20 protein-coding genes are annotated in these 25,271 nt (G+C 67.4%); 9 read left to right on the top strand and 11 right to left on the bottom strand.

From position 1 onward, the window contains the following. The first annotated feature begins 112 nt into the window (after positions 1-112). On the top strand, positions 113-688 hold the full coding sequence (locus KDW55_RS09090) for a DUF308 domain-containing protein (protein WP_212161268.1): 576 nt from the start codon (positions 113-115) through the stop codon (positions 686-688). A gap of 102 nt (positions 689-790) precedes the next feature. On the opposite strand, the gene KDW55_RS09085 is transcribed toward KDW55_RS09090, so the two are convergent. Both KDW55_RS09085 and KDW55_RS09080 read right to left on the bottom strand, forming a co-directional pair. Continuing rightward, positions 791-2,215 (bottom strand): PLP-dependent aminotransferase family protein, encoded by a 1,425-nt coding sequence (locus KDW55_RS09085; RefSeq protein WP_212161269.1) that lies wholly within the window; start codon positions 2,213-2,215, stop codon positions 791-793. Between the two features lie 786 nt (positions 2,216-3,001). Then, the gene (locus KDW55_RS09080; protein ID WP_038570644.1) at positions 3,002-4,414 is read right to left on the bottom strand and encodes a PLP-dependent aminotransferase family protein; all 1,413 of its coding nucleotides are present in this window, start codon (positions 4,412-4,414) and stop codon (positions 3,002-3,004) included. 232 nt (positions 4,415-4,646) lie between these two features. Between KDW55_RS09080 and KDW55_RS09075 the strand changes: the two genes are divergently transcribed. Next, the gene (locus KDW55_RS09075) at positions 4,647-5,876 is read left to right on the top strand and encodes an FAD-dependent oxidoreductase (protein ID WP_212161270.1); all 1,230 of its coding nucleotides are present in this window, start codon (positions 4,647-4,649) and stop codon (positions 5,874-5,876) included. A gap of 36 nt (positions 5,877-5,912) precedes the next feature. After that, positions 5,913-7,064 carry a branched-chain amino acid ABC transporter substrate-binding protein gene (locus tag KDW55_RS09070; RefSeq protein ID WP_212161271.1) on the top strand — a complete coding sequence of 384 codons (1,152 nt, stop codon included), beginning with the start codon at positions 5,913-5,915 and terminating at the stop codon, positions 7,062-7,064. A gap of 31 nt (positions 7,065-7,095) precedes the next feature. On the opposite strand, the gene KDW55_RS09065 is transcribed toward KDW55_RS09070, so the two are convergent. From KDW55_RS09065 to KDW55_RS09050, 4 genes are all read right to left on the bottom strand, one after another. Beyond that, entirely contained in the window at positions 7,096-8,007 is a 912-nt protein-coding gene (locus tag KDW55_RS09065) for a hypothetical protein (protein WP_059545972.1), read from the bottom strand. Between the two features lie 146 nt (positions 8,008-8,153). Beyond that, positions 8,154-9,890: a site-specific integrase gene (locus KDW55_RS09060; protein ID WP_059545974.1), complete on the bottom strand. Its 1,737-nt coding sequence runs from the start codon at positions 9,888-9,890 to the stop codon at positions 8,154-8,156. Between the two features lie 585 nt (positions 9,891-10,475). Continuing rightward, complete coding sequence (locus tag KDW55_RS09055; RefSeq protein WP_038570660.1) at positions 10,476-10,667, bottom strand: DUF2964 family protein; 192 nt, start codon at positions 10,665-10,667, stop codon at positions 10,476-10,478. Positions 10,668-10,680: 13 nt separating this feature from the next. Further along, positions 10,681-11,160 carry a universal stress protein gene (locus tag KDW55_RS09050; RefSeq protein ID WP_059545979.1) on the bottom strand — a complete coding sequence of 160 codons (480 nt, stop codon included), beginning with the start codon at positions 11,158-11,160 and terminating at the stop codon, positions 10,681-10,683. A gap of 264 nt (positions 11,161-11,424) precedes the next feature. Between KDW55_RS09050 and KDW55_RS09045 the strand changes: the two genes are divergently transcribed. The 4 genes from KDW55_RS09045 (at position 11,425) to KDW55_RS09030 (ending at position 16,764) form a co-directional block, all read left to right on the top strand. Further along, complete coding sequence (locus tag KDW55_RS09045) at positions 11,425-12,186, top strand: fumarylacetoacetate hydrolase family protein (RefSeq protein ID WP_069242173.1); 762 nt, start codon at positions 11,425-11,427, stop codon at positions 12,184-12,186. A 10-nt stretch (positions 12,187-12,196) separates the two neighbouring features. Further along, positions 12,197-13,603, top strand: a complete 1,407-nt coding sequence (locus KDW55_RS09040) for a 3-deoxy-D-arabino-heptulosonate 7-phosphate synthase (protein WP_069242174.1) — start codon at positions 12,197-12,199, stop codon at positions 13,601-13,603. 274 nt (positions 13,604-13,877) lie between these two features. Then, entirely contained in the window at positions 13,878-16,049 is a 2,172-nt protein-coding gene (locus KDW55_RS09035) for a hypothetical protein (protein WP_212197923.1), read from the top strand. A 7-nt stretch (positions 16,050-16,056) separates the two neighbouring features. After that, entirely contained in the window at positions 16,057-16,764 is a 708-nt protein-coding gene (locus tag KDW55_RS09030) for a DUF3142 domain-containing protein (protein ID WP_212149363.1), read from the top strand. 95 nt (positions 16,765-16,859) lie between these two features. On the opposite strand, the gene KDW55_RS09025 is transcribed toward KDW55_RS09030, so the two are convergent. Together KDW55_RS09025 and KDW55_RS09020 are read right to left on the bottom strand one after the other, a co-directional pair. Then, the gene (locus KDW55_RS09025; RefSeq protein ID WP_038570678.1) at positions 16,860-17,696 is read right to left on the bottom strand and encodes an alpha/beta hydrolase; all 837 of its coding nucleotides are present in this window, start codon (positions 17,694-17,696) and stop codon (positions 16,860-16,862) included. A 236-nt stretch (positions 17,697-17,932) separates the two neighbouring features. Continuing rightward, positions 17,933-18,766 carry an oxidoreductase gene (locus KDW55_RS09020; RefSeq protein WP_038570681.1) on the bottom strand — a complete coding sequence of 278 codons (834 nt, stop codon included), beginning with the start codon at positions 18,764-18,766 and terminating at the stop codon, positions 17,933-17,935. Positions 18,767-18,860: 94 nt separating this feature from the next. Between KDW55_RS09020 and KDW55_RS09015 the strand changes: the two genes are divergently transcribed. Continuing rightward, positions 18,861-19,838, top strand: a complete 978-nt coding sequence (locus KDW55_RS09015) for an AraC family transcriptional regulator (protein WP_069242177.1) — start codon at positions 18,861-18,863, stop codon at positions 19,836-19,838. A 27-nt stretch (positions 19,839-19,865) separates the two neighbouring features. On the opposite strand, the gene KDW55_RS09010 is transcribed toward KDW55_RS09015, so the two are convergent. Together KDW55_RS09010 and KDW55_RS09005 are read right to left on the bottom strand one after the other, a co-directional pair. Continuing rightward, positions 19,866-21,029, bottom strand: coding sequence for an aldose epimerase family protein (locus KDW55_RS09010; protein WP_069242449.1), 1,164 nt, complete (start codon positions 21,027-21,029; stop codon positions 19,866-19,868). 175 nt (positions 21,030-21,204) lie between these two features. Continuing rightward, positions 21,205-22,497: an MFS transporter gene (locus tag KDW55_RS09005; protein ID WP_069242178.1), complete on the bottom strand. Its 1,293-nt coding sequence runs from the start codon at positions 22,495-22,497 to the stop codon at positions 21,205-21,207. A gap of 274 nt (positions 22,498-22,771) precedes the next feature. Here KDW55_RS09005 and KDW55_RS09000 point away from each other — a divergent pair, with 274 nt between their 5' ends. Beyond that, positions 22,772-23,677 (top strand): ketopantoate reductase family protein, encoded by a 906-nt coding sequence (locus KDW55_RS09000; RefSeq protein WP_059545993.1) that lies wholly within the window; start codon positions 22,772-22,774, stop codon positions 23,675-23,677. A gap of 128 nt (positions 23,678-23,805) precedes the next feature. Here KDW55_RS09000 and KDW55_RS08995 read toward each other — a convergent pair whose 3' ends face one another. Continuing rightward, positions 23,806-25,269, bottom strand: a complete 1,464-nt coding sequence (locus KDW55_RS08995) for a catalase (protein WP_038570696.1) — start codon at positions 25,267-25,269, stop codon at positions 23,806-23,808. Positions 25,270-25,271 lie beyond the last annotated feature (2 nt).

Raw genomic sequence — 25,271 nt, 5'->3', positions numbered from 1 at the left:
CAGCCGGGACGATGGCGATACTCGAACGGTGGAAAGCCCGTCGCGTTGACGTGCCGATCATTGAAACCGTCACGCCGGCCGGAACGATGGCCCGGCGTACCAAGGAGCGCAAATGGTTGATCGTTACCCTGAATTCAGTCGTCCCGGCGAAGAGCAATGGCTCAAGCGATATTATTTTTCGCGAGCGATATTCTCGGCGATCTGGGTCGTGCTGGCTTTTTCCGTCGGTCGCCAAAGCGCAGCCGCAGCAGCCATACTGCTCGTCGTCTATCCGGCCTGGGACGCTGTGGCCAACTTCGTCGATGGGCAACGCAGCGGCGGGATGGCCAGTAACCGCACGCAGACCGTCAACGTCGCGATCAGCGCAATCACGACGGTCGCGGTGGTTCCGGCGCTGAATGCCGGAATGGGCGCCGTGCTCGCGGTATTCGGTGCGTGGGCGATCGTCTCCGGTGTACTGCAGCTCGGCACCGCCGTCCGTCGCTGGAAGCATTTTGGCGCGCAGTGGGCGATGATCCTGAGCGGCGCGCAATCTGCGCTGGCCGGCCTGTTCTTCCTCGCGCAGCGCCACGCTGCCGCGCCGCAGCCGATCGGCAGGATCGCGGGGTACGCGGCGGTCGGCGCAATCTATTTTCTGATCTCGGCGATCTGGCTGCAGGTACGGCAGACGAGACGCAAGGTTTCATGAGCGCCGTGCATGCAGCCAAGCGCGCATCGCACGCGATATGCGCGCGGCCCCGATGCAGGACACGGCAATCCGCAGTGTCTGCCGGGTGAACCGACGCGTGCGTCACCGCATGCACGACGCCGCGAGCTTGCCGACCGAGATCACCGCCTGCTCGATCTCCGGCGACCACGGGCTGCTGTAGTTCAGCCGGATGAAGTTCCGGTAGTTGTCGGTGATCGAGAACATGTAGCCGGGCCCGATCGTGATCCCCTGCTCCAGCGCGAGCTGGTACAGGCGCATCGCATCGACCGTCGGCGGCAACTCAACCCACAACACGTAGCCGCCCGCCGGGCTCGAAATGCGCGTGCCCTCCGGAAAGAACCGCGACACCATCGCGCGCATCAAATTCGCCTGCTGCGCATACGCTTTGCGCAAACGTCGCAGGTGATGCTCGTAGCCGTCGCGTTCAAGAAACTCGGCGATCGCGAGCTGCGGCAGCGGCGGCGTCGCCAGCGTGTTCAGGAACTTCAGCTTCTCGACCTGATCGCGATAGCGGCCCGGCAACGCCCAGCCGATCCGGTACGCCGTCGTCAGGCTCTTCGAGAACGACGCGCAGTGCAGCACGATCCCGTTGCGGTCATGGGACTTCAGCGTGCTCGGGTGCGCATCGCCGAAATACAGTTCGTTATACACACCGTTCTCGATGATCGGCATGTCCGATTTGGTTGCGAACTCGACCAGTTCGTGCTTGCGGCCGTCCGGCATCTGGAACCCGAGCGGGTTCTGGAAGTTCGGCATCACCATGCACGCGGCGATCGGCTGCGACTTCGCAATTGCCGCAAGCGCCGCGATGTCGATTCCGTATTCCGGATGCGTGGCCACTTCGATCGCCTTCATCCCCATCCGCTCGATCGCGTGCAGCATCGCATAGAACGTCGGCGATTCCACTGCGATCGTGTCGCCCGGTTTCGCGACCGCCTGCAGGCACAGGTTGATCGCCTCGGTCGCGCCGACCGTCACGACGATCTCGTTCGGATCCACCGACATCCCGTTCTCCAGATAGCGTCGTGCGATCTGGCGGATCAGGCGCGGATGCCCAGGCGGAAGTCCGTCCGTCAGCCCCCGCAGCGACTGGTCGCGGCCGACAGCGTACGCGTATCGATTCAGCTTCTCGAACGGGAACAGGCTCGGGTCCGGATACGGCGAGCCAAGCGGCACCGCGTCGTCAGCGGCGATCGAGCGCAGCGTCGACAGCACCAGCCGGCTCATGTCCACGGACGACGAGATCGCGATCGGTTTCGACGGCCGCAGTTCACGCACCAGCGCGTGGCCGTCGTCGTTGCGCAGGTTCACGAAGTAACCCGATTGCGGACGGCTCTCCAGCAGCCCGCGGCTTTCGAGCAGCAGGTATGCGTGCAGCACGGTCGTGATGCTGAGCCGGTGCTGCTGGCTCGCCTGACGTACCGACGGAATCCGGTCGCCATGTCGATACACGCGCTGCCGGATCAGGCGCTCGATGTCGTCCGCGAGTTTTTCGTAGAGCTTCATCGCGTACGCCCCGCCGGCGTCCGCATGCGCGCCGCCGCTCCGTGCGCGTTCGACGCGCGCGTGTTCTGCCCGTCGGCCGGGCTGTCGTGACGCCCGATTGCGCTGTCTGATGTCGCCTTTTCCATCGCCGTAGCTCGCCTTTGAAGGTGCGCCGGAAGGCCCGAGACGTCCCGACTCGCGGCACTGTGCACTTGATGATGGAATCTTAGAAGAAGAACAGTTGGCGACGAGCACACACATTGAACGCGCGTACAAGAGTACAGTTCCGCGCGAATTGGCTTGAGATGGCGAACTGTACATCTGGAGAATGGTGCCCGTGGCCCGTGGCCGATGGAGTTCGGACCGTAAGGTTGCCGCGTGAAGGCGGGGCCGTTCGCCCGTGTACCGCCCCCCACGGCACCGCGCTCGGCGGTTCGGTGCTGCGAGGAGCACGGTTCCGCAACGACACGGCGGCCCGCTGGCGCCGCGCACACGCCAGCGCGAAGGGCGCGCGACTGCTGTCCGCCGCCGCGTCGAACGTGCAAACGATCGCACTGCGCGCCGGGCGCAAGGAGATTGACCGGTGGCGGTACACGGACGCCGTCTTTGGCAAACGGCGCCGCAGCCTGTCAATCGAAGCGCCGTGTGAAAGGTGAACGCCGGCCCGGCCCGGCGGGATACGAGCACGAGCACGAGCGGCGATACGCTCGCCGCCGACGGTGCGCACAGCGGCGCGCGGCGTTATGCCGAACCGCTTGTCGCGGCGGATCGGCGAGCGCGCCGAAGAGCAATCGTAAACGTCGACCGTCAGATCGAACCGAACAGCGCGCGCGGCCGATCCTTCAGCGTGCCGCCCAGAATCCGCAGTCCGTTCACGAGTTCGTCGCGCGTCGCCGGGCACGCGAGATTGATGCGCACGCCGTGCTCGATCTCGGCGCGATCGACGGCAAATGTCGACGACGGCATCACGATCACGCCGCGCGCCTTTGCGTTCGCGGCGAAGTCGTCGGCGCGCCAAGGCGGCGGCAGCCGCAGCCACACGAACATGCACGCAGGATCGGCTTTCAGCTGGCCGGCCGGCAGCAACTCCCGGGCGAGGTCGACGCGCGCGCGGATTTCCGCCTGCTGCGCGCCCATGATCCGCTCGGCGGTCCCGTTCTCGATCCATACCGTCGCGATCAGCATCGACGTCGGCGCGGGCATCCACGCGGTGGTGCGTACCGCCTCCGCGCACAGCGCGACGCTGTCGCGCGGACAGCTCAGATAGCCGAGGCGCAGGCCCGGTGCGAGTATCTTCGACGTCGCGCCGATGTGGAACGTGAGCTCGGGACACAATCCCGCGATCGCCGGCAGACGATCGCGCACGAGCGGCCCGTACACGTCGTCCTCGATGATCGTCACATGATGGCGGCGAGCGATATCGACGAGCGCCATGCGGCGCGCAAGGCTCATCGTCGTCACCGTCGGGTTCTGCAGGTTCGGCACGACGAAGATGGCCTTGACGGGCATGCGCTGGCAGATCCGTTCGATCTCGTCGGGCAGCAGGCCGTCGTCGTCGGCCGCCGCGCTGACGATCTCGAACTGGAACAATGGCGCAAGCGCCTTCAGTCCGTAATACGTGAGCCGGTCGGCGACGATCACGCCGTCGGTGCCGATCAGGCTGTTCAGCACCGCATAGAGGCCGTGCTGCGCGCCGCTCGTGACGACCACCTGGTCGTGCGACGGCGCGAACCCGGGTGCGGCGAGCCACTGCGCGCCGGCCGCGCGCGCCCAGTCGGGGCCCTGCGGCGGCTGGTATTCCTGCAGCGACGCGAAACGCGGATCGGCCGGCAGCGTGCCGAACGTCTGCGCGAGACTTGCGAGAAACTCGCCGGTCGCCGGCCGGTTCACCGTCAGGTCGATCACGCCGCTGCCGGCCGCGAGCGACGCACGCGCCGGCTCGATGCTCGGCATCGCCCCGCCGGTCACGAGCGACCCGCGTCGCTTGCTGCCGATCACGAGCCCGCGCAACTGCAGTTCCTTGTACGCACGCGACACCGTAGACACGTTGATGCCGAGTTCCGTCGCAAGCTGGCGTTGGGGCGGCAGGCGGCTGCCCGGCGGATACACGCCGTTGCGGATTTCCGCCTCGATCGAGCTCGATACCTCGACATAGGTCGGCCGCTTCGGCCGCGCTGGCGCACCGCTATCGCGCTCGCCGGAAAGTTTGTCTGCTGCCATGTAGCGCCTGTACCCACACAAAAAGCGTTTGTCTGCCGGTTCGATTTGCCCAGCGATTGTATCCGACATCCCCTCCCGGTCAAGCGTCTGCCGAAAAGTCTATCGAATCAGGCAGCTGGAAGCGGGTAAACGCCAAGGCCATACAATCATTTTTTGATTGCACACAAAAATTTACTGTGTGATTCTTTATCCCATCTTTGTATGAGTTTTGCGTGCCGAAGGAGAGAGCGTCATGGCGAACGTCGCCATCGTGGGTGCAGGCTTCATCGGGCTCGGCGCAGCCGCATGGCTGCAGCGCGACGGCCATCGCGTCACGCTGTTCGATCCGGCCGGCATCGGGCATGGCGCGTCGTTCGGCAACGCCGGGACGTTTGCGCCGTATGGCTGCGTGCCCGTCAACGGGCCGTCCGTGTTCCGCGACATTCCGCACTTCCTGTTCGGCGCAGACAGTCCGCTGCGCATCCGCTGGCCTTACCTGTTGCACGGCGCACCGTGGCTCGCGCGATTCCTCGCCGCATCGATGCCTGCACGCCATGTACGCAGCGCCGCCGCATTGGCCGCGCTGCTATCGCGCGCCGCCGACGGCTATGCGCCGCTGCTCGCGTCGTCGCGACTGTCGGCGTATGTGCGGCCGCGCGAGTGCCTGTATCTGTACGCACGGCAGGCGTCGTTCGACGCAGCGCAGCCGGCGCTTGCGCTGCGACGCCGGTTCGGCGTGCCGTTCGACACGCTCGACGCCAACGGGATTCGCCGGCTCGAGCCCGCGCTCGCGCCGATCTTTACGCGCGGCGTGCTGTTCCATGGCAGCTGGCATTTCTCCGATCCGTGCGGATTTCTCGCCGCACTGTTCGCGCATCTGGCAACGGAAGGCGCGACGCTCGAACGCACGCAGGTCGACCGGATCGAGCCCGTCGCCGACGGCGTCAACGTGCATGCGGGACACGCGGTGCGCAGCTTCGATCACGTGGTGATCGCCGCCGGCGCCCGCTCGCGCGCCTTCGCGTCGGCGTGCGGCGACACTGTGCCGCTCGACACCGAGCGCGGCTACCACGTGCAGTTCGGCGCACACGAACCGATCGTCACGCGGCCGGTCGGCTGGGCCGAACGCGGCTTCTACATGACGCCGCTGGACGAAGGATTGCGCGCGGCGGGCACCGTCGAACTCGGCGGATTCGACGCCGGCATGAACCGCTCGCTGATCGCGCTGCTCACGCGCTCCGCACGCGAAGCGCTGCCGTCGCTCGGCAAGCCGACCCGCGACTGGCTCGGCTTCCGTCCGACGCTCCCGGACGGCGTGCCCGTGATCGGACGCGCACGGGACAGCGAGCGCGTGATCCACGCATTCGGGCACCAGCATCTCGGCGTCACGCTCGCCGGCATCACCGGCCGGATCGTCGCCGATCTCGTCGCGCAGCGCGCACCGCCGCTCGACCTCGCTCCCTATCGCGCCACGCGCTTCTGACGCGCGCCGCACCTTTCATCCCTGCAAGGAGGCATCATGAATCGTCGTAACTGGCTGGCATGGCTGGCCGTCTGCTCAATCGGCACCGCCGCTGCGTCCGTGCAGGCCGCGGACCCGGAAACCATCAAGATCGGCTTTGCCGGGCCGCTGACAGGGCCGGTCGCGCGCGTCGGCAAGGACCTGCAATACGGCGCGCAACTCGCACTCGACGAGGAGAACGCGAAACATCCGACCGTCGGCGGCAAGCCGGTGCGTTTCGTGCTCGACGTTCAGGACGACCAGGCCGATCCGCGCATCGCGATCCAGGTCGCGCAGAAGCTCGTCGACGACGGCGTGGTCGGCGTGATCGGGCACTACAACTCCGGCTGCAGCATCCCCGCGTCGGCCGTCTACAAACAGGCGAACGTCGCGATGATCACGCCCGGCTCGACGAATCCGCAACTGACGATGCAGGGCTTCAAGAACGTATTCCGCACGATGGGGCACGACGGCGTCGGCGGCGTGGTCGCCGGACGCTTCGCGGTCGAGCAGCTGAAGGCCAAGCGGATCGGCATCATCGACGACCGCACCGCATTCGGCCAAGGCCTCGCGGACGCGTTCGAAAAAGGCGTGAAGGACGCGCACGGCAGCATCGTCGGCCGCGAATACACGAACGACAAGGCGGTCGATTTCCGCGGGATCCTGACGACGATGAAGAGCAACAACATCGACCTGCTGTTCTTCGGCGGCCTCGACGAACAGGGTGCGATGCTGGTCAAGCAGATGCGCTCGCTCGGCATTCGCGCGCAGCTGTTCGGCGCCGGTGCGCTGAAGAGCAATGCATTCGTGAAGATCGCCGGCAACGCGGGCGAAGGCACGCAGGATCTCGAACCGGGTCCGGCGCTCGACAAGCTGCCTTCGGCGATCGCATTCGCGCAACGCTACAAGGCGCGCTTTAACCAGGACGTCGAACTGTATGCGCCGTTCGCGTACGACGCGGCGCTCGCGATGATCGCGGCGGTCCACAACGCCGATTCGGGCGATCGCGGCAAGATCGTCGCGAGCCTCGCGCGCGTGTCCGTCACGGGCGTGACCGGCAAGATTTCGTTCGACGAACGCGGCGATCTGATCAAGCCGCCCTACACGCTGTTCCGCGTCGAACAGGGGCAATGGCGCAGCATTCGCATGGTCGGCGGCGCGTCGAACTGATCGACGCCGGGCAGCCCGGGAGCAGGCGGCGTCATCGCGCCGTCTGCTGCCGCTGCACTTCCTGCGCCTTCATTTGCAGATACGCGCCGCGCTCGACCTCGTGCAGTTGCTGCGGATATTGCTCGGTCGCATCGAACCAGCGCGCGAGGCGCTGGTCGAGCGGCTTGTCGAGCGTCGCGAGATACGCGTCGATCGCAAGGTAGTAGCGCATCGTGTTGCGCTCCAGCAATCCGCGCACGCCGCCGATGTATTGCGGCTGCGCGGCCGACGCGCCGCCGACGGTCGTAAACCCGACCTTGTCGCTGCCGACCGTCGCGAGGTAGGTCTTCATCGCCATGCGGCCGACCGTGCCGAAGCCGTATGAATACGTGAGGTGCAGGAACGTGCGCGACGCGCCGACCGGCACGGCCTCCAGCGCGATCCGGTAGTCCTTCGTGCCCATCGGGCCGCTGTCGGCGGTCAGGTCGACCTGAAAGTAGTCGGGCGTCGCGGCGGCCACGCGATAGCGGAACTGCACGCGGTAGGTATCCGACAGCTTCTGCTCGATCTTGCGGCCGATGTTCACGTCGAGCACCGGGCCGTCGCTGCCGGCGGACGCATGACAATACTTCGTGTTCAGGTGCAGGATCAGCACCGCGCACCAGTTCGCCGGCCCCTGCGCGGGATCGTTCAGCTTGCCGTTGACGACGGAGAACGGATAATCGACGACCGCGTAAATATCGCCCTTCAGCGATGACGACGCCTCGGACGATTCGAGGTACAGCGGGCGATGAAAAGGATTGTTCTTCAGTTGCTCGCCGAGGCCGCGATAGCGGTCGATGAGCGCCGCCGCGCCGTCCGCGCCGAACGACAGCGCGCTCCAGCTCATCCAGCACGCGGCGATCAGCGCGTGCCATGCGCGGCGGGCACGCTGCCGTGCCCGCGGGTGTGCGGATGTCTCCATTCGTGTTCTCCAACGGGGTGCGCGGCAGACGCGTGCCCGCGCCGTTATCGAATAAACCGTCTGACCGCCATCGGTACGCGTCGTTCCGTTCGCTTCGTACGCAACCGTTCGTGCATCGCTCGCTTGCAAATCCCTCTTGCAAGTTCCTATTTGTCGGCCGAAAACGCGCTCGACATCTGCCGTGCGCGCTTCACGTCGTCCCCGTGCAGATAAATCGACGTCGTCGAAATCGATGCATGCCGCAAGTTGTCGCGCACGGTCGTCAGTTCCGCACCGCGCGCGAGCGCATGCGTCGCATGCGTGTGGCGCATCCAGTGCGGGCTCGCCTGCCGCAGCTTCTGCGCGAGCGCCGGGTTGTCGTCGTCGACGAGCGCCGCGGTCTGCACGAAGAAACGCTGCATCACCTTCCACAATCGCACGCTCGTGATCCCGGCCGCGCCGTCTTCCGCGAGACTCGGAATCAGCGGCGTGTCGGGCCGCCAGCGTACCGGCGTCACCGGCAGTCGCCGCGCAACCAGATACCGGTCGAGCGCGGTACGCGCGAGCGGCGGCAGCGCGACGCGTGCAACCTTCCTGCCCTTGCCGATCACCTTCAGCCACGCGTCGCCGTGCGCGTCGGTCTCGATGTCGCCAAGCGTCGCGCCGACGAGTTCGCTCGCGCGCAGCCCCGTCGCATAGCCGAAATCGACGATGAAGCGCAATCGTTGTGCCGCGGCCGGCGTCCAGGCGGAAGGCGATGCGCCCGACGACGCGTGCTTGCGAAATTCGAGCCCGTCCGCGATCGTGCGCACGAGCAGCCACTCGCCTTCGGTGAACGCATGCGACGTGTCGAGCGCGTTCGCCCCGCGCGTGTCGCGCACCTTGACACCCGCGAACGGATTCGCGAGCAGATAGCGCTGTTCGATCAGCCAGCGGAACAACGCGCCGAGGACCGATAGCGCGTATGCGGCCGAACGCGCGGACAACGCGCCCGAAAACGGCCGCCAGTCCGGCGCGCCGCGCGGGCGCACGGGACCGACCCACCGTTCGTGCGGCGTCGGGTTGCGCAAGAACGCGCGATAGGCGACCGCGTCCTCGGTCGTCAGAGACGACAGCGCGCGCCCGCGTTCGACGATCGCCCACAGAATCAGCCGCTCGGCCTCCTTCCGGTACGCGCGGCGCGTCGCAGCCGATTCATGCAGCGACAGCCATGCATGCACGGCCGCATAATCGTTGTCAGCGTCGAGCGTGCTGGTGGCGCGCGGCGCACGGAACGTGCCGGCCGATCCATCGACTTCGTGCGGCAGCTTCAATCGCTCCCACGGAACGATGCCGCTGCGCGGCTGCGCCGCGATCAACGCACGCGCACGCTCGGTCAGATCGGGATACGCGGAAAAGAACGCCTCGATGCGCCGCGCGCTCGCAACGCCGAGCCCGGCGATCGCGCGCCACCACTGACGCCGGCGCGGAATCCGCACGGTCAGATCGGCGAGCGTCGCGATCCCGTGCGCGCGCAGCGCGACGACCGCGCGCGCCGGCAGCCACAGGCCGACGTCGTCGCCGATCTGCGGCACCGGCGGCCGCGCATGGCGCAGCTGGCCGATCGCGTCGGCCGCTGCGTTGGCCATCTGCATGCGTTCGCTGTCGTCATGACCGAGTTGCTCGGCCAGATCGGGCCGCCCCGCCTGACGTGCGACGCGCACGAGGCGCCTTCGAATTGCGCCGATCACGCCGCGCGCGGACCGTCGTTCGCCGAGCCGGTCGGGCAGATAGCGCTCGACGGCCTGGCGAACGGTCATGCCCGCGTACCATGCGCGCAGCGCGGCGAGTTCGTCGGCATCGGGAAAGCCTGCGGGCGCAGGCACGGGATCGGAAGAAGGCGGTAACGCAACGCGCGGTGTCATGGGCGCAAGTTTGACAGAAGCGCACGCCGCCGAAAACGGGGCCGCCCCGTCGAATACGCCGCGTGCATCGCCGGCAGCCGAAGCGCATCAGGCCGCCGACGCGCATGGCCCGGCGCCGAAGCGGGCCGCACCGGCGCGCGGCAATACCGCGACGCAGATGTACGGACAGATCGGGTTTTCGGGCATCGCGCCGTTTCACCGCTGGCGTCGCCGCGCCGGCGTCCCGGTCACGAAAAGGCCGCGCGGCATTTGCGTCGCGCGACGCTGTTGCGCATCGGAGATTGCCGCATGCGGATGATCCGCGGGCGCTGCAGCACGACGATGGTAGTGTGTTTGCCGCCGGAGAGCGGAGATCGATGCGAAAGCCGATCTGCCATCCCCCTGTGCGCGCATGCGCGAGTCGTCCGGCCGGGCGCGTATTGCGGAAGTTGCCGAACCCATTGAATGCAGATCGGCACGAGCAAAGATGCCGATCGGCCAAGGCGCCGCAAATACGGGGGAAGCGGCAGGACCGGAACCCGCGCAACCGCGCCGGCGATGCGGCGACGGCCGGCGTCGCCATCGCTCGCCATCGGCGTGCCGCCGTCACCCTTCGCCCTTCGGCCCCGGGTTCAGCATCACGACGAACGCCGCGACACCGGCGATCAACGCGATCGCGCCGCCGCGCAGCACGATCGCTTCGTCGAACAGCAAGCCGGTCACGACGGCCATCATCCCCGCGAGCGACACGAACACGGCGATCGCCGCGACGACGATCCGCGCTTGGCGACGTATCATCGTGCGGGCCGCGTCAGGCTGCCGCGGCGGATGCCGGCACGGCGGAATCGTTGCCGCGAATCAGCAGCACCGGGCAGCTCGATCCGCGCAGGAACCGCTCGGCCACGCTGCCGAGCAGCACGCGCTGAATCCCGCGACGGCCGTGCGTGCCGACCACCGCGAGATCGATCGCGCTCTCCTTCACGTAGCGCTGCAGGCGCTCCGCGACGTCCTCGCCGATGCTTTCGGTCTCGACGAGCTCGCCCTCGCCTTTGGCGCCGGCCTGCGCGATCGTCCGTTCGGCTTCAAGCAGCACCTTGCGGCCGTCGTCGCGGATTTCCTCGACGAGCGCATGCGGGTCGAAACGGCCGGCATACGTAAACAGCACCGACTTGTCGACCACATACACCGCGCTGACGTGCGCGCCGGTCGCGCGCGCGACCTTCAATGCTTCGGCAAGGGCCTGCTTCGACGACGCGCTGCCGTCGACGGCCACCATGATCTTCTCGTACATGCGAACCTCGCTGGGGTGAGCGGCCGCGCGCGGTAGCGCATGCGGCCATGTCCGCATCATCGGCGGAGCACGCGCCCGCAGCTTGACGGAGATCAAGATTCGCCGGCGGCCAGCTGTGCGGCAAAGCGCCGCGCGGCGCGATCGAAGCCGCACCGTGCAACGGACGTGAACCGAGCGGGCTACCCGCCGAAGGCGCTATCATCAGTTTTGCGACCTTCGTCCGGCCCCTTTTTCGCCGGCTCACTTTCAATTCGCTCAACCGACATGACAACGACTACCGAACGCGTGGACGGCGCCGCCCAGCATCTCGTCGCCGCCCGCCATGCCGGCGTGCCCGGCCCGCTGCTGCCCGACGCCTTTCGTCCGGAGGGCGTCGATACCGCGCTGGCGATCCAGCATCGCGTCGCCGATCTGCTCGGCGAAACCATCGGCGGATGGAAATGCGCGCTGCCGCCGCCCGATCGCGTGATCGTCGCGCCGATCTTCGCGTCGACGATCCGCGCAGCCGATGCGCCGTACCGCGTCGTCGGCGGCCCGATCGTGCGGATCGAGCCGGAAATCGCGTTCGTGCTCGATCGCGACCTGCCCGCCCGTGCACAGCCGTACGACGAGAACGACGTGCGCGGGGCGATCCGCGAAGTGCGCATCGTGCTCGAGGTACTCGGGTGCCGTTATGCGGAGCCCGCGCGCGCGTCGAAGTTCGAACTGCTCGCCGACGGCCAGTTCAACCAGGGGCTGTGCGTGGGCCCCGCCGTGCCGGACGGCCTGAACGTGCCGCTCGAAACGCTCGCGCTGTCGTTCGACGGCGCGCTGAATCGCACGATAGACGGCCGCCATCCGGACGGCGATCCGCTCAAGCCGCTCGTGTGGCTCGTGAATTTCCTCGCATCGCGCGGCGACGGCGTGCGCGCCGGCCAGATCGTGACGACCGGCTCGTATGCGGGCGCGATCGAAGTGCCGCTCGGCGACGCGCTGACGGTGCGCTTCGGCGAACTCGGCAGCCTGTCGGTGACGCTGACGGCCTGACGGATTCGCCATGCCGCCGACCCCGTTGCCCGCGCGGCTGGCCGAAGTGCTGCGCACCGTCGACCGCCGCTTCCGGCTGCCGCCGCTCGTGCGTGCGTCGTCGCTGACCGAGGCTGCGAATCCGGCCACCGTCATCGCGATCGTGATCGAGGAGGCGCGCCGGCTGAAGGCCGACGGCAGCACGCCCGAGCCGGCGCTGCAACAGCGTTTCGTCGATGCGCTCGCGCGGATGATCGGCGACGCAATGAACCCGCAATCCGGCGATCCGGCCTTCCAGGCCGCGGTGCTGCGGCATCGCGCAGCGGCCGTGCGCGAATACGCGTCGCTCGCCGCGCATGCCGAGCAGGATCGCCGCACGCTGCGCTCGGCGATCAACACGATCGCGCATCCGGCGAGGCTCGAACGTCACGCGCAGGCGTGGCAGCTGGAACCGCTCGCGCGACTGCATGCGGCGGCCGCGCGCGCGTCGTGGGACGACGTCGACGCAACGCTGCGGCACCTGCTCGCGCAACCGGAGATGGCCACCGCGACCGCGTTCGAACAGGACATCGTCAGGCTCGCGGACAACCCCGCGCTTGCCCGCCTCTTGCGCGCCGACGCGCTATCGACGGATCCGGACGTCCGGCGGTACCGGACGCTGTGGGCGCGCCAGGGGCCGCTCGTCGGGAGTGCGCCGGCGCTCGCGCAAGGCGTCACGTCGCAACAGCGCGGCGCAGCCGTCGAGGCGCTGGCCGCGCAGGCGCTGCGCGCATTGGCCGCACAACTCGATGCGGGCGATGCGCACAGCACGTATCGCGTGGTCACGTCGATGCGTGTGCCCGCGGCGATTCCCGGCAAGCACGATCGCGCGAAAACCGAATGGGATGCGGTGCTGCTCGAGCGCGCGCGCGGCGGCGATCCGTCGGCCGCATGGCACGTGCGGTTTCTCGTCGAGGCGAAGGCGTCGGCGGATGCCGCGACGACCGACCTGCCGCGCCTGCTGCGCGGCCTGCATCTTCTCGCGCAGGCCGATCCGCACACCGTTTATGCGTTCGACGCGCGCGAAGGCGCGGTGCGCCTGCACGGCGCGTCGCTGCACGCGCTGGCGAACGACGACGCGGCACTCGAACACCAAGTGCTGTATTGCTGCGACGCATCGGCCGATCCGGCGCCGCGCCTGCTCGGCGCCGCCAGTCGCATGCAACTGCTGTCCGCGCCGGCGAGCCTCGACTATGCCAGCGCGCTGGCGCAACACCGGAACCCCGACCCGCACGGCCTCGACGTCATCTGGCACGCACTGCTCGAATTGCCGTCCTGGCACGCGGTGCTGCATCAATACGAATCGCTGCGGCAGGTTCGGGCGCTGATGGTTGGCGTCGACGATCTGATGGCTGCGATCGAAGGCGACGTGAACGACAGCGCGGCCAACGACGCGTGATGCGCGCAGGGCTGACCGCGTGATCGGGCGGCGACGCCGGTTCGCCGCGCAGGCCCCTGCGGATCGTCGAGCCGCGCGTAAGGTCGCACGCATCGCCACACGCACACGCCGCCACGCACGACGGCGGCGTTGTGAGGTCCGGCCGCGTATCGTCGAGCGTCTGCGTCGCCCTGCGCGCGCCGCCTGCCGAGGCGGCGCGTGAGGTACGATACGCGCCGAGGCGAAATGCCCGCTGAGAGACCGGGCCGTCGCGGCCCACGCCAACAAAAGAAAAATGCCCAAAAATTCGACACTGCACCGAAACCTGCTTGCCGCGCTCGCGGCCGGCCTCCTTGGCGTCCCCGCCGCTCACGCCAGTTCGGACTACACCTGCAATGCGCCGCCCACGCTCCGACAGAGCGCGTACTCGTGCGGCAACGTGCCGATGCTGAGCCCCGCGAACGACACGCGCATCAATGCGATGCTGATGATGGTTGACAGCGGCAAGGTCGCGCAGGTGTTTCCGGACCCGAAGACGATCCCGGCGAAAGAGCGGATCGACCGGATCATCGTGCCGTTCCCGATGGATTTTTCCGGGTGGATCGATATTGGCCAGAAAGCGCCCGACGTAACCGAGGGTGCGCCGGGCGCCGATGCAGCGTCGAACCGGTACGCCGACGGCGAAGGCAGCATCTGCCTCAGCATGGAGTCGGGCGCCGCCGCATTCAATGACGCACTCGCGGGCGCCGCGAGCGTTCCCGCCGACGAAGCCGCACGGCTGCGCGCGGCACGCGCCGACATCGCGCAGAAAACCTGTGCGGCGGGCGGCGCGAGCGCCGCATGGACGCGGCCGCCCGTGAAGTCGCCGCTCGGCCAGCAGTTCGCGACGTACCTCGACGGCACGTACGCGTTCTACCGCGCCGACTTCCTCGCCGCGACCCGGGCGTTCGCGAGTGCGTCGCACAGCGCTAACCCCTGGCTGAAGGAAACCGGCCTCTACATGGCCGGGCGCGCGCAACTGAACGCGGCGCAGGCCAATGCGTTCGACCACGACAGTCCGACTCCGTCGCGCGCGCGCGTGACGAAGGTATCGCTCGATGCCGCGGACACCGTGTTTCGCACCTACCTGAAGGTCTATCCACAGGGCCGCTATGCGGTTTCCGCCGCCGGACTGTTGCGGCGCGTCGCATGGCTCGGCGGAAACGTATCGCAGCAGGCCGACCTCTACGGTCACGCGCTCGCCCGCTGGTCGCCGGCGACGTCCAACATGGCGCTGATCCAGCTGGCGAACGAATTCGACAGCAAGCTGCTGTTCGGGTCGGAACTCGACGAACGCCAGATCCAGTCGCCGACCGTGCTCGCGACCATCGATCTGCTGCGCATGCGCACGTCCGGCAGCAGCGATGCGAGCCGCGACAAACCGCTGACGCTCGACGAACTGCAAGCGCAGAAATCCCGTTTCGCGAACGCGCCCGCGTTGTACGACTACCTGCTCGCGACGTGGTACGTCCAGATCGGGCACAAGCCCCAGGCGGCACTCGCGTTGCTGCCGCAAACGCCTGCCGCGCCGCTCGACTATTTCGGCCTGAGCCAGCAGGCGCTGCGCGCGTTCGCGCTCGAAGACAGCGGACAGGGCGACAGCGCGCGCCGGCTGTGGCGCGATCTGATCCCCGCCGCGAAATTGCGCTTCCAGCGCGAAGCGCTGGAGCTCGCGCTGGCGATCAATCTGGAGCAGGCGGGCCTCGTCAACGACGTGTTCGCCGACGATTCGGCGGTGCAAAACCCCGCGATCCGGGCCGTCCTGCTTCAGCGCACGGCCGGTGCGGACCTGTTGCGCACGCAGGCGCAGAATCCGGCGAACGGCGGCGCAGTGCGCGACACCGCGCTGTACACGCTGCTGTACAAGGAACTCACGCGCGCGCGCTACGCCGAGTTCGTCGCCGATACCGCGCTGGTGTCCGGCGCACCGGCCGCCCCGTTGAAACCGTTCATCGCAGCCGGCTCGCGCAACGAGGACGGCTACGCGTGCCCGTCCGCCCGCGACATCGCCGCGGCGCTGCAGCAGAATCCGCACGATGCGAAAGGCCTCAACTGCGTCGCCGATTTCGTGCGCCTCCATCCGCCCGCGCCGGGCGTCGAAGGCGACCCGGTACCGTCGTGGATGCGCAACGCGTCGGCGGCCGCCGCCACGCGCGTGCCGCCGACGCTCGGCGGCGCGCCGTCGCAGTTCGCGGGCCAGCCGTACGAGCGGATGTCGAGCTACGTGACCGTGATGGCCGATGCGCAGGCAAATCCGAACGATCGCGCGTACGCGCTGTATCGCGCGATCAAATGCTATGCGCCGTCCGGCTACAACGAATGCGGCGGCAAGGACGTGCCGAAGAACACGCGCAAGCGCTGGTTCGATACGCTGAAGACCGCCTATCCGGGCACCCCGTGGGCGCAGAAGCTGCGCTACTACTGGTGAGCGCCGCGTGAAGCGCGCCGCCTGTATCGCGGTGCTGCTGGCCTGCCGCGTCGCGCTGGCCGGCACCGTCGATCCGGCGCGGTACGACGCGTTCTGGCTGTGGGCGGGCGTGAAGCCGCAGCCGGTGGTCAGCGGCGCCCGCACCGTCTACGTGCTGCAGGGGCAGATCGAAGCATCGCCGCGCGACGAATCGCTGGTGCGCGTGATCGCGCAGGGCGTCGCGCTGCCGCCTGCGCCGCACGCACGCGTGTGGCTCGTCTATCGTGCACATACGCTGCGCTGGACGCCGCGCGTCACGCAGATCATGCTTGCCCGGCTCGAGCGCTGGCGCGCGTCGGGCCGTACCATCACCGGCATTCAGATCGACTTCGACGCGCGCACGCGTCACCTGCAGGACTACGTGGAATTTCTGCGGACACTGCGGGAAACGCTGCCCGCCGATTGCCGGTTGAGCATTACGGGGCTGCTCGACTGGAGCAGTCGCATCGATACCGACCAGGTCAACCAGGTCCGGGGGATCGTCGATGAAGTCGTCGTGCAGACGTACCAGGGGCGTCGCACGATTCCCGACTATGCGGCTTATCTGCCGCGCGTCGCGCGGCTGCGGCTGCCGTTTCGGATCGGCTTGATCCAGGGCGGCGAATGGGACGCGCCGCCGTACCTCGCGGCAAATCCGTGGTTCCGCGGCTACGTCGTATTCCTGCGCAATGGCTAGCGGCGGACAGCGCGGCGATTCGGCCCGTGCAATAGCGACGCAGCCGGCCGGAGCCGGAGCGCGCCGCGACGTCACGCCGTCACGCCGCTACGCCATCACGCCTGCACGAACGCCAGCAGGTCCGCGTTCAGCACATCCGCATTCACGGTCAGCATCCCGTGGGAAAAGCCCGGATACGTCTTCAGCGTGCCGTTCTTCAGCAGCTTGACCGACTTCAGCGCCGAATCGGCAATCGGCACGATCTGGTCGTCTTCGCCGTGCAGCACGAGCGTCGGCACCGAGATCGACCGCAGGTCTTCGGTCTGGTCGGTTTCCGAGAACGCCTTGATGCCTTCGTAATGCGCCTTCGCGCTGCCGATCATCCCCTGGCGCCACCAGTTCTGGATCACCCCCTGATGGACGACCGCGCCGGGACGGTTGAAACCGTAGAACGGGCCGGACGGCACGTCCAGGAAAAACTGCGCGCGATTGTCGGCGAGCGCCTTGCGGAATCCGTCGAATACTTCGAGCGGCAAACCTTCCGGATTCGCGTCGGTCTTCAGCATCAGCGGCGGCACCGCGCTGACCAGCACGGCCTTCGCGACGCGGCCGGCCGGCTCGCCGTGACGGGCCACGTAGCGCGCGACTTCACCGCCGCCGGTCGAATGACCGATATGCACCGCATTGCGCAGGTCGAGCGCCTCGGCCACCGCGAATGCGTCGGCCGCGTAGTGATCCATGTCATGACCGTCGGAAACCTGCGCCGAGCGGCCGTGCCCGCGGCGATCGTGCGCGATCACGCGATAGCCTTTCTGAACGAAGAACAGCAACTGCGCATCCCAATCGTCGGAGGACAGCGGCCAGCCATGGTGGAACATGATCGGCTGCGCATCCTTCGGGCCCCAATCCTTGTAGAAGATGTCGACGTTGTCCTTCGTGGTGATGTACGGCATGGCGGTAGGCTCCTTTGGGGTAGATGAACATCGCGTGCCGGCCGACGGCCCGGGCGGGCTGCCGTCGGCGACAATCTGCGGCGCGGTGGCACACCGCGTCGGTCGACGCAGCACTCGTCGTTGTAGCGTAAATACGAGTCCGTGTCATGAAGCCGATAACATGCCCACCCCGAGCTAGCGCCGTCCACGTCTTTAACGCAACTAACCATGCGAAGCATCCCGCATCGCAACGCGCGTCAGCCGTCCGTCGACACGGTCACGGCCTCCCACGCGCGGATTTCGTCTTCGAGCGCAGCCCACTTCTCGCGCACGAGCCGAAGCGCATCGCTGCCGAGCAACAGATGCGCGGGCGGATGTTCGGCGTCGATCACCGCGAGCATTGCACGTGCAGCCTTGGCCGGGTCGCCCGGCTGGCGACCGCTTTTCTCCTCGCGCGCGCGGCGGATCGGATCGAAGATCGCGTCGTAATCGGCAATCGAGCGCGGCGTGCGCGTCATCGAGCGGCCGGCCCAGTCGGTGCGGAACGAGCCGGGCGCCACCGCCGTCACCGCGATGCCGAACGGCGCGAGCTCCTTGCCGAGCGTTTCGGAAATGCCTTCCAGCGCGAACTTGCTCCCGCAGTAATACGCGATGCCCGGCATCGTGATGTGGCCGCCCATCGACGTGATGTTCAGAATGCGGCCGCGCCGGCGTTCGCGCATGAACGGCACGACGGCCTTCATCATCGCGACGGCGCCGAATACGTTCACGTCGAACTGCCGGCGCATTTCCGCGAGCGGCGACTCCTCCATGATCCCTTCGTGCCCGTAGCCGGCATTGTTCACCAGCACGTCGACCGGCCCGACGCGCGCCTCGATGTCGGCGACCACGCCGTCGATGCGCTCGAAGTCCGTCACGTCGAGCACGCGCGCGATCGCCGCCTGCGGCGACAGCGCTTCGAATGCCTCTTTTGCCGTTTCGCTTCGCACGGTGCCGACCACCGTGTGACCGGCGGCCAGCGCCGCCTCGGCGAGCGCACGGCCAAAACCGCTGCTGACGCCGGTGATGAGCATGATGTTCCCGGATGCCATCTGAGCTTCTCCCGAATATCGATCGAAGCGTGCATACTAGTCTGACCCACTGCGCCGAATAAGCCCGATTCCGCTGATTTTCTTGCACAAAACTATGAGTGCCGCTTCTGCCTCGCCGTCACCCCGATCGCCAGCGACGCCCGCGCGCGGCCGCAAGCGCCTGCTCGCGTTGTTGCATGCGCTGGCGCCGGACGAAGGCTATAACCTGACCGCGCTGCCGAGCGTGCGCATCCTGCGCTCGAACCGCCCGCTGTCGCGCACGCCCGTGCTGTACGACCCCGGCATCGTGATCGTGTGCCAGGGATCCAAGCGCGGCTATTTCGGCGGCGAATGCTATCTGTACGACGACGATCACTATCTGGCCGTATCGGTGCCCGTGCCGTTCAGCATGGAAACCGACGCAACGGCAGAGCGCCCGCTGCTCGCGCTGTACCTGCATCTCGATTTCACGCTGGCTGCCGAGCTGGCCGCGCAGATCGACCGCGCGGGAATCGCCGAACCCGTGCAGGCGCCGAAGAGCATGATGTCGACGCCAATGGACGATGCGATGCACGCAACGGTGCTGCGTTTCGTCGAAGCGATGCACCGGCCGCTGGAAGCGGCGGTGCTTGGAACCGCGCTGCTGCGCGAACTGTATTTCCGCGTGCTCACCGGCGCGCAGGGCAGCGCGATGAGAAGCGCGCTCGCGATGCGCGGCCAGTTCGGCCGGATCGGCCGTTCGCTGCGGCTGATGCACGCCGAGTACGCGCGCCCGCTCGATGTCGCGCAGCTGGCCGCTGAAGCCGGCATGAGCGTGCCGAGCTTTCACAGCCACTTCAAGGCGGTCACGCAGGTGTCGCCCATGCAGTACCTGAAGTCGACGCGGCTGCATCAGGCGCGCCTGCTGATGGTGCGTCAGGATCTGACCGCCGAGGCGGCCGGCCACGCGGTCGGCTACGCGAGCCCGTCGCAGTTCAGCCGGGAATTCAAGCGGCTGTTCGGATTGACGCCCGCGCAGGAAGCGAAGCGCATGCGTGCGCAGTTCGCGATTCCTGCGGCGTTCGACGATCAGGTGTTCGTGTCGTCGCATTGACGCGTCGCTTGCCGCTTCAATGGCGCGTCATCGCGCGCCGACCTTCCACACCGTGACCTCGTGCAGCGTCTGCCCCGGCTTGAGCACGGTGGTCGGGAACGACGGATGGTTCGGCGAGTCCGGAAAGTGCTCGGCTTCCAGCGCGAACGCGTCAGTCTGCCGGTACACCGTCCCGCCCTTGCCCGCCACGCTGCCGTTCAATCCGTTCGACGTATAGAACTGCAGCCCCGGTTGCGTCGTGTATACCTCGAGGAACCGGCCCGACGCCGGGTCGTACGCGCGCGCGGCAAACGCGGGCGCGGACTGCCCGCCCTGGTCGAGCACCCAGTTCTGGTCGTAACCGTGCGCGAGCACGAGCTGCGGATACGCGTCGCGCAGATGCGCGCCGATCGGCGTCGATTCGCGCAGGTCCAGCGGCGTGCCCGTCACGCTCGCGAGCTGACCGGTCGGGATCGACGTGGCGTCGGTCGGCGTGAAGCGCGACGCGGCGATCTCGATCAATTGCCGCTCGACGCTGCCGCCGTCGTGCCCGGCCAGATTGAAATAGCTGTGATTGGTCAGGTTGACGACCGTGTCCTTGTCCGTCGTTGCGCGATAGTCGATGCGGATCAGGTTGTCGCGCGTCAGCGTATAGGTCACGTCCGTCGTCAACGTGCCGGGGAAACCGTTCTCGCCATCCGCGCTCACGTAACGCAGCGTCACGCTCGAACCGCTTCCGTCGCTGTGCGTGCCTGTCACCGTCCAGACCTTCGCGTCGAAGCTGGCGGGGCCGCCGTGCAACGTATTCGGCGGATCGTTGACGGGCAGCGTCCATGTGTTGCCGTCGAGCGTGAAGCGGCCGTGCGCGATGCGGTTCGCATAGCGGCCGATCAGCGCGCCGAAATGGATGTTGCCGTTGTGCGCTTCGTAGTCGCGCAGCGAATCGAAGCCGAGCACGATGTCGGCGACCTTGCCGGTGCGATCCGGCACTTCGAGCGTCGTAACGATGCCGCCGTACGTGATGATCTTCAACGTGACGCCGCGCGCGTTGGCCAGCGTGTACTGGCTCACCCGTTGCCCGGCCGCGGTCGTGCCGTAATCCGAGCGGCCGATCGATACGTCGGGTGTCGCCGGTGCGGCGGCCGCTCCCAGCGCGAACGTTGCGGATACACCAAGTGCGAGAATCGGGCGCTGCGGCCAGAGTCGGTTCATCGGACACCTCCGAAGCGTATGCATGCCGGGCGACGCGCAATCCGCATGCCTGCGCGACGCGCGGCGACACGCCGGCGCGATCGCTGCGGACGGCGCCGCGTCCACGCATGCGCGAGCTCGTGTCGCCGCGCGATCGACAGTGGCGGGGTCCGCTGTACATATTGCAGCGCGCCGCTTACCTCGCAGGACGCAGCGCGAAGCCCGCCAGCGCACCCGCGATGCACAGCACGCCCACGTACAGTTCAGGCGCGTGCGGATACGATTTGAGCAGTATCGACACGAACACCGGCGTGACGCCGCCGAACACGGCATACGCGACGTTGTACGAGAACGAGATACCCGAGAAGCGCACCGCCGCCGGAAACGCGCGGACCATCGCGACCGGAATCGCCGCCACCGCCCCGACGCAGAAGCCGCATAGCGCGTAAAGCGGCAACAGCAGCGCCGGATCGACGGCGAGTTGAGACGCCATCAGCCAGTACGATGCGCCGAGCAACAGACAACCGACGAAGATCGTGCGGCCCGTACCGAACCGTCCCGCGATCGAGCCGGCGACGACGCATCCGATGGTCAGGCAGAACGTCGCAGCGGTATTGGCCTGCAGCGCGAGCGCCGGTGCAATGTGAAATCGCTTCGCGACGAGCGTGGGGGTCATCAGGATCACGACGACGATCGCGGCGGTCAGCGTCCACGTGAGTATCATCGATACCAGCACGGCGCGCCCGTGATCGCGCAGTACCGCTTTCAACGGCACTTCGCGGGTCAGCGCCCGGCTGCGCTTCATGTCCTCGAATACCGGTGTTTCGGCGAGCCAGCGCCGCAGCATCGCGGACGCAATGCCGAACAGGCCGCCGACGACGAAAGGCAGCCGCCAAGCATACGCGCCGATCTCGGCGGGCGAGTAATGATGATTGATCGCCGATGCGATCAGCGAGCCGAGCAGGATGCCGAGCGTCAGGCCGCCGGTCAGCAGCCCGCACGCGTAGCCGACATGGCGCGGCGGCACATGTTCGGACACGAACACCCACGCGCCCGGCACCTCGCCGCCGACCGCCGCGCCTTGCAACAGCCGGCACAGCAGCAGCAGCACGGGCGCCGCGATCCCGATCGACGCGTAGGTCGGCAGCAGCCCCATCGTCAATGTCGGCAGGGCCATCATCATCACGCTCAGCGTGAACATGCGCTTGCGGCCGACGCGATCGCCGAAATGCGCGAGCACCACGCCGCCGAGCGGGCGAGCCAGATACCCCGCCGCGAAAATGCCGAAGGTCTGCAACTGGCGCAGCCAGTCGGGAATCGATGGCGGAAAGAACAATTGACCGATGACGGCGGCGAAAAACACGTAAATCACGAAATCGTAAAACTCGAGCGCGCCACCGAGCGCGGCGAGCGCGAGCGTTCGGTGATCGCTGCCGGTCAGCGGGCGGTGGGGTACGGCCGGAATCTGGAGCGAGTCTGGGAAGTTCATCTGGATGAGGTGCGGAATCGGGAACCGCGCGCCAACCCGATGACGCGCCATTGACGGACAACACCCGAGCACCGCGAGTCATTCCATTGCGCATCGATTTTCCGTGACGCCGGTGCAAGGCCGTTTCCGGCCGCCGCGGTTCGGCCCGCATGCGGAGCGACGCCGGGAATAAACCGCAACCGTCACGTGTTCCACAGGGATAGACGGCGCACGAACGCACCGTCTGCGCGCGCGTGACGATGCGCGACACCTTCACGCCTTCTCTGGAGCAATCATGCGCTTTGCGGTTCTTGGCGCCGGCGCGGTCGGCTGCTACTTCGGCGGCATGCTGGCGCTGCACGGTCATGACGTCGTTTTCATCGGCCGTCCGGTGCACGTCGGCGCGATCCGCGATCATGGACTGCGGATCCAGACACGCACGTTCGACAAGTTCGTGCCGGCCGACGCGTCGACCGACATCGGCGCCGCGAGATCGGCCGACGTGGTGTTCGTCTGCGTGAAGTCCGGCGATACCGCCGACGCAGCGCGCGCATTGAGCCGCGTGCTGGCGCCGAACGCGCTCGTGATCAGTTTGCAGAATGGCGTCGACAACGCGGCGCTGCTGCGTGCCGAGATCGCAAGCCCGGTCATTTGCGCAGCCGTTTATGTCGCAAGCGAAATGGCAGGCCCCGGGCACCTGCTGCACCATGGCCGCGGCGATCTCGCGATGGAGGCGTCAGCGTCGAGCGAATCGCTGGCGCAGGTGCTGCGGACGTCGGGCATTCCAACCCGGATTGCCGACGACGTGCGCGCGACCCTTTGGTACAAGTTCGTCCTCAATTGTGCGTACAACGCGATTTCGGCCATCGTGCAGTTGCCGTTGGGCGAGATGTCGCATCGCGATGCGCTGCGTGAAACGATGCGTGCGGCTGTCGCCGAATGCATCGCCGTCGCCGCAGCCGAAGGCGTCCATTTCGCCGACGGGCCGGCCGCGATCGTCGAGCAGATCGAAGCCACCATTCCGCCGGGCCAGTATTCGTCGACGGCCCAGGATCTGGCGCGCGGCAGGCGCGGCGAGATCGATTACCTGAACGGCGCGGTCGTTCGGCGCGGCCGGGCGGCGGGCATCGACACGCCGGTCAATCGGACGCTCCATCTGCTCGTGAAGATGCTGGAAGCAAAGACCGCCGCGCATGCGTGACGCGCGCCGTTCGCGCGTGCGGCGCGGCCGGCCTGGCCGTCGGCCATGTGCGCCAGGGCGCCGAGCGGGCCCGTCGGCCGCGATGCCACGCGGCGGCGGTGGCCGCCGCGCATGGCCGGTATCGCCCGCTATTCGCGTTCGGCGTCCAGTCGCGCGAGTGCCGCCGCGATTCCTGCGCCATAAGCCGGGTCGGCTCGCGAGCAGTTGTCGATGTGACGCTGCCGGATATGCTCAGACACGCCGGCAAGCTGTCGCGCGGTGGTCTCGAACAGGCTCTGGCGCTGCCGTGCATTCATCAGCCGGAACAGGTCGCCCGGCTGCTGATAATGATCGTCGTCGATACGATGATCCCAATGCGCGGCCGCGCCGTCGAGCTCGAGCGGCGGTTCGTCCAGCTGCGGACGGTCCGACCACGCGCCCTTGCTGTTGGGCCAGTACGAAGGCGCGGCGCCGAGATTGCCGTCGGTTCGCATCGCACCGTCACGGTGATAGCTGTGGAACGGGCACTTCGGCGCGTTCACCGGGATATGCGCGAAATTGACGCCCAGCCGATATCGCTGCGCGTCGCCGTACGAAAACAGACGCGCCTGCAACATCCGGTCGGGCGAATAGCCGATTCCCGGCACGACGTTCGCCGGCGAAAACGCGGCCTGCTCCGTCTCGGCAAAGAAATTGTCGGGATTGCGGTTGAGCTCGAATTCGCCGACTTCGATCAGCGGAAACTCGGCCTTCGGCCATACCTTCGTGAGATCGAACGGGTCGAACCGGAACGCTCTCGCCTGCGCGTCGCTCATCACCTGAACGTACAGCGTCCAGCGCGGAAAATTGCCGCCCTCGATACTGTCGAACAGGTCGCGCTGATGGGTTTCGCGGTCCCGCGCGATCAGCGCTTCCGCCTGTGCGTCGGTCAGGTTCTCGATGCCCTGTTGCGAGCGGTAATGGAATTTCACCCAGGTCCGCTCGTTCGCCGCATTGATCATGCTGTACGTATGGCTGCCGAACCCGTGCATGTGCCGGTACGATCGCGGAATGCCGCGCTCGCTCATGACGATCGTCACCTGATGCAGCGCCTCGGGCAGCAGCGACCAGAAATCCCAGTTGTTTTCCGCGCTGCGCATTCCCGTGCGCGGGTCGCGCTTGACCGCATGATTGAGGTCGGGAAAGCGCAACGGATCGCGGAAGAAGAACACCGGCGTATTGTTGCCGACCAGATCCCAGTTCCCTTCGTCGGTATAAAACTTCAGCGCGAAGCCGCGGATGTCGCGCTCGGCATCGGCCGCGCCGCGCTCGCCGGCCACCGTCGAGAAACGCACGAACATCGGAGTCTGCTTGCCGATTTCGGAGAAGAGTTTCGCCTTCGTGTAGCGCGTGATGTCGTGTGTCACGGTGAACGTGCCGTATGCGCCGGCGCCCTTCGCGTGCATGCGGCGCTCCGGGATCACCTCGCGATCGAAGTGCGCGAGCTTTTCGATCAGCCAGACGTCCTGCAGCAGCGCGGGGCCGCGTGCGCCGGCCGTCTGGATATTGACGTTGTTGCTGACCGGTGCGCCGTTCGCATGCGCTATGTCGCGCGGAATCGAATGCTCTGACATGT

It is taken from the genome of Burkholderia sp. AU19243, assembly GCF_018148075.1.
Taxonomy (GTDB): domain Bacteria; phylum Pseudomonadota; class Gammaproteobacteria; order Burkholderiales; family Burkholderiaceae; genus Burkholderia; species Burkholderia latens_A.
This window is presented reverse-complemented; position numbering and strand designations above follow the sequence as displayed.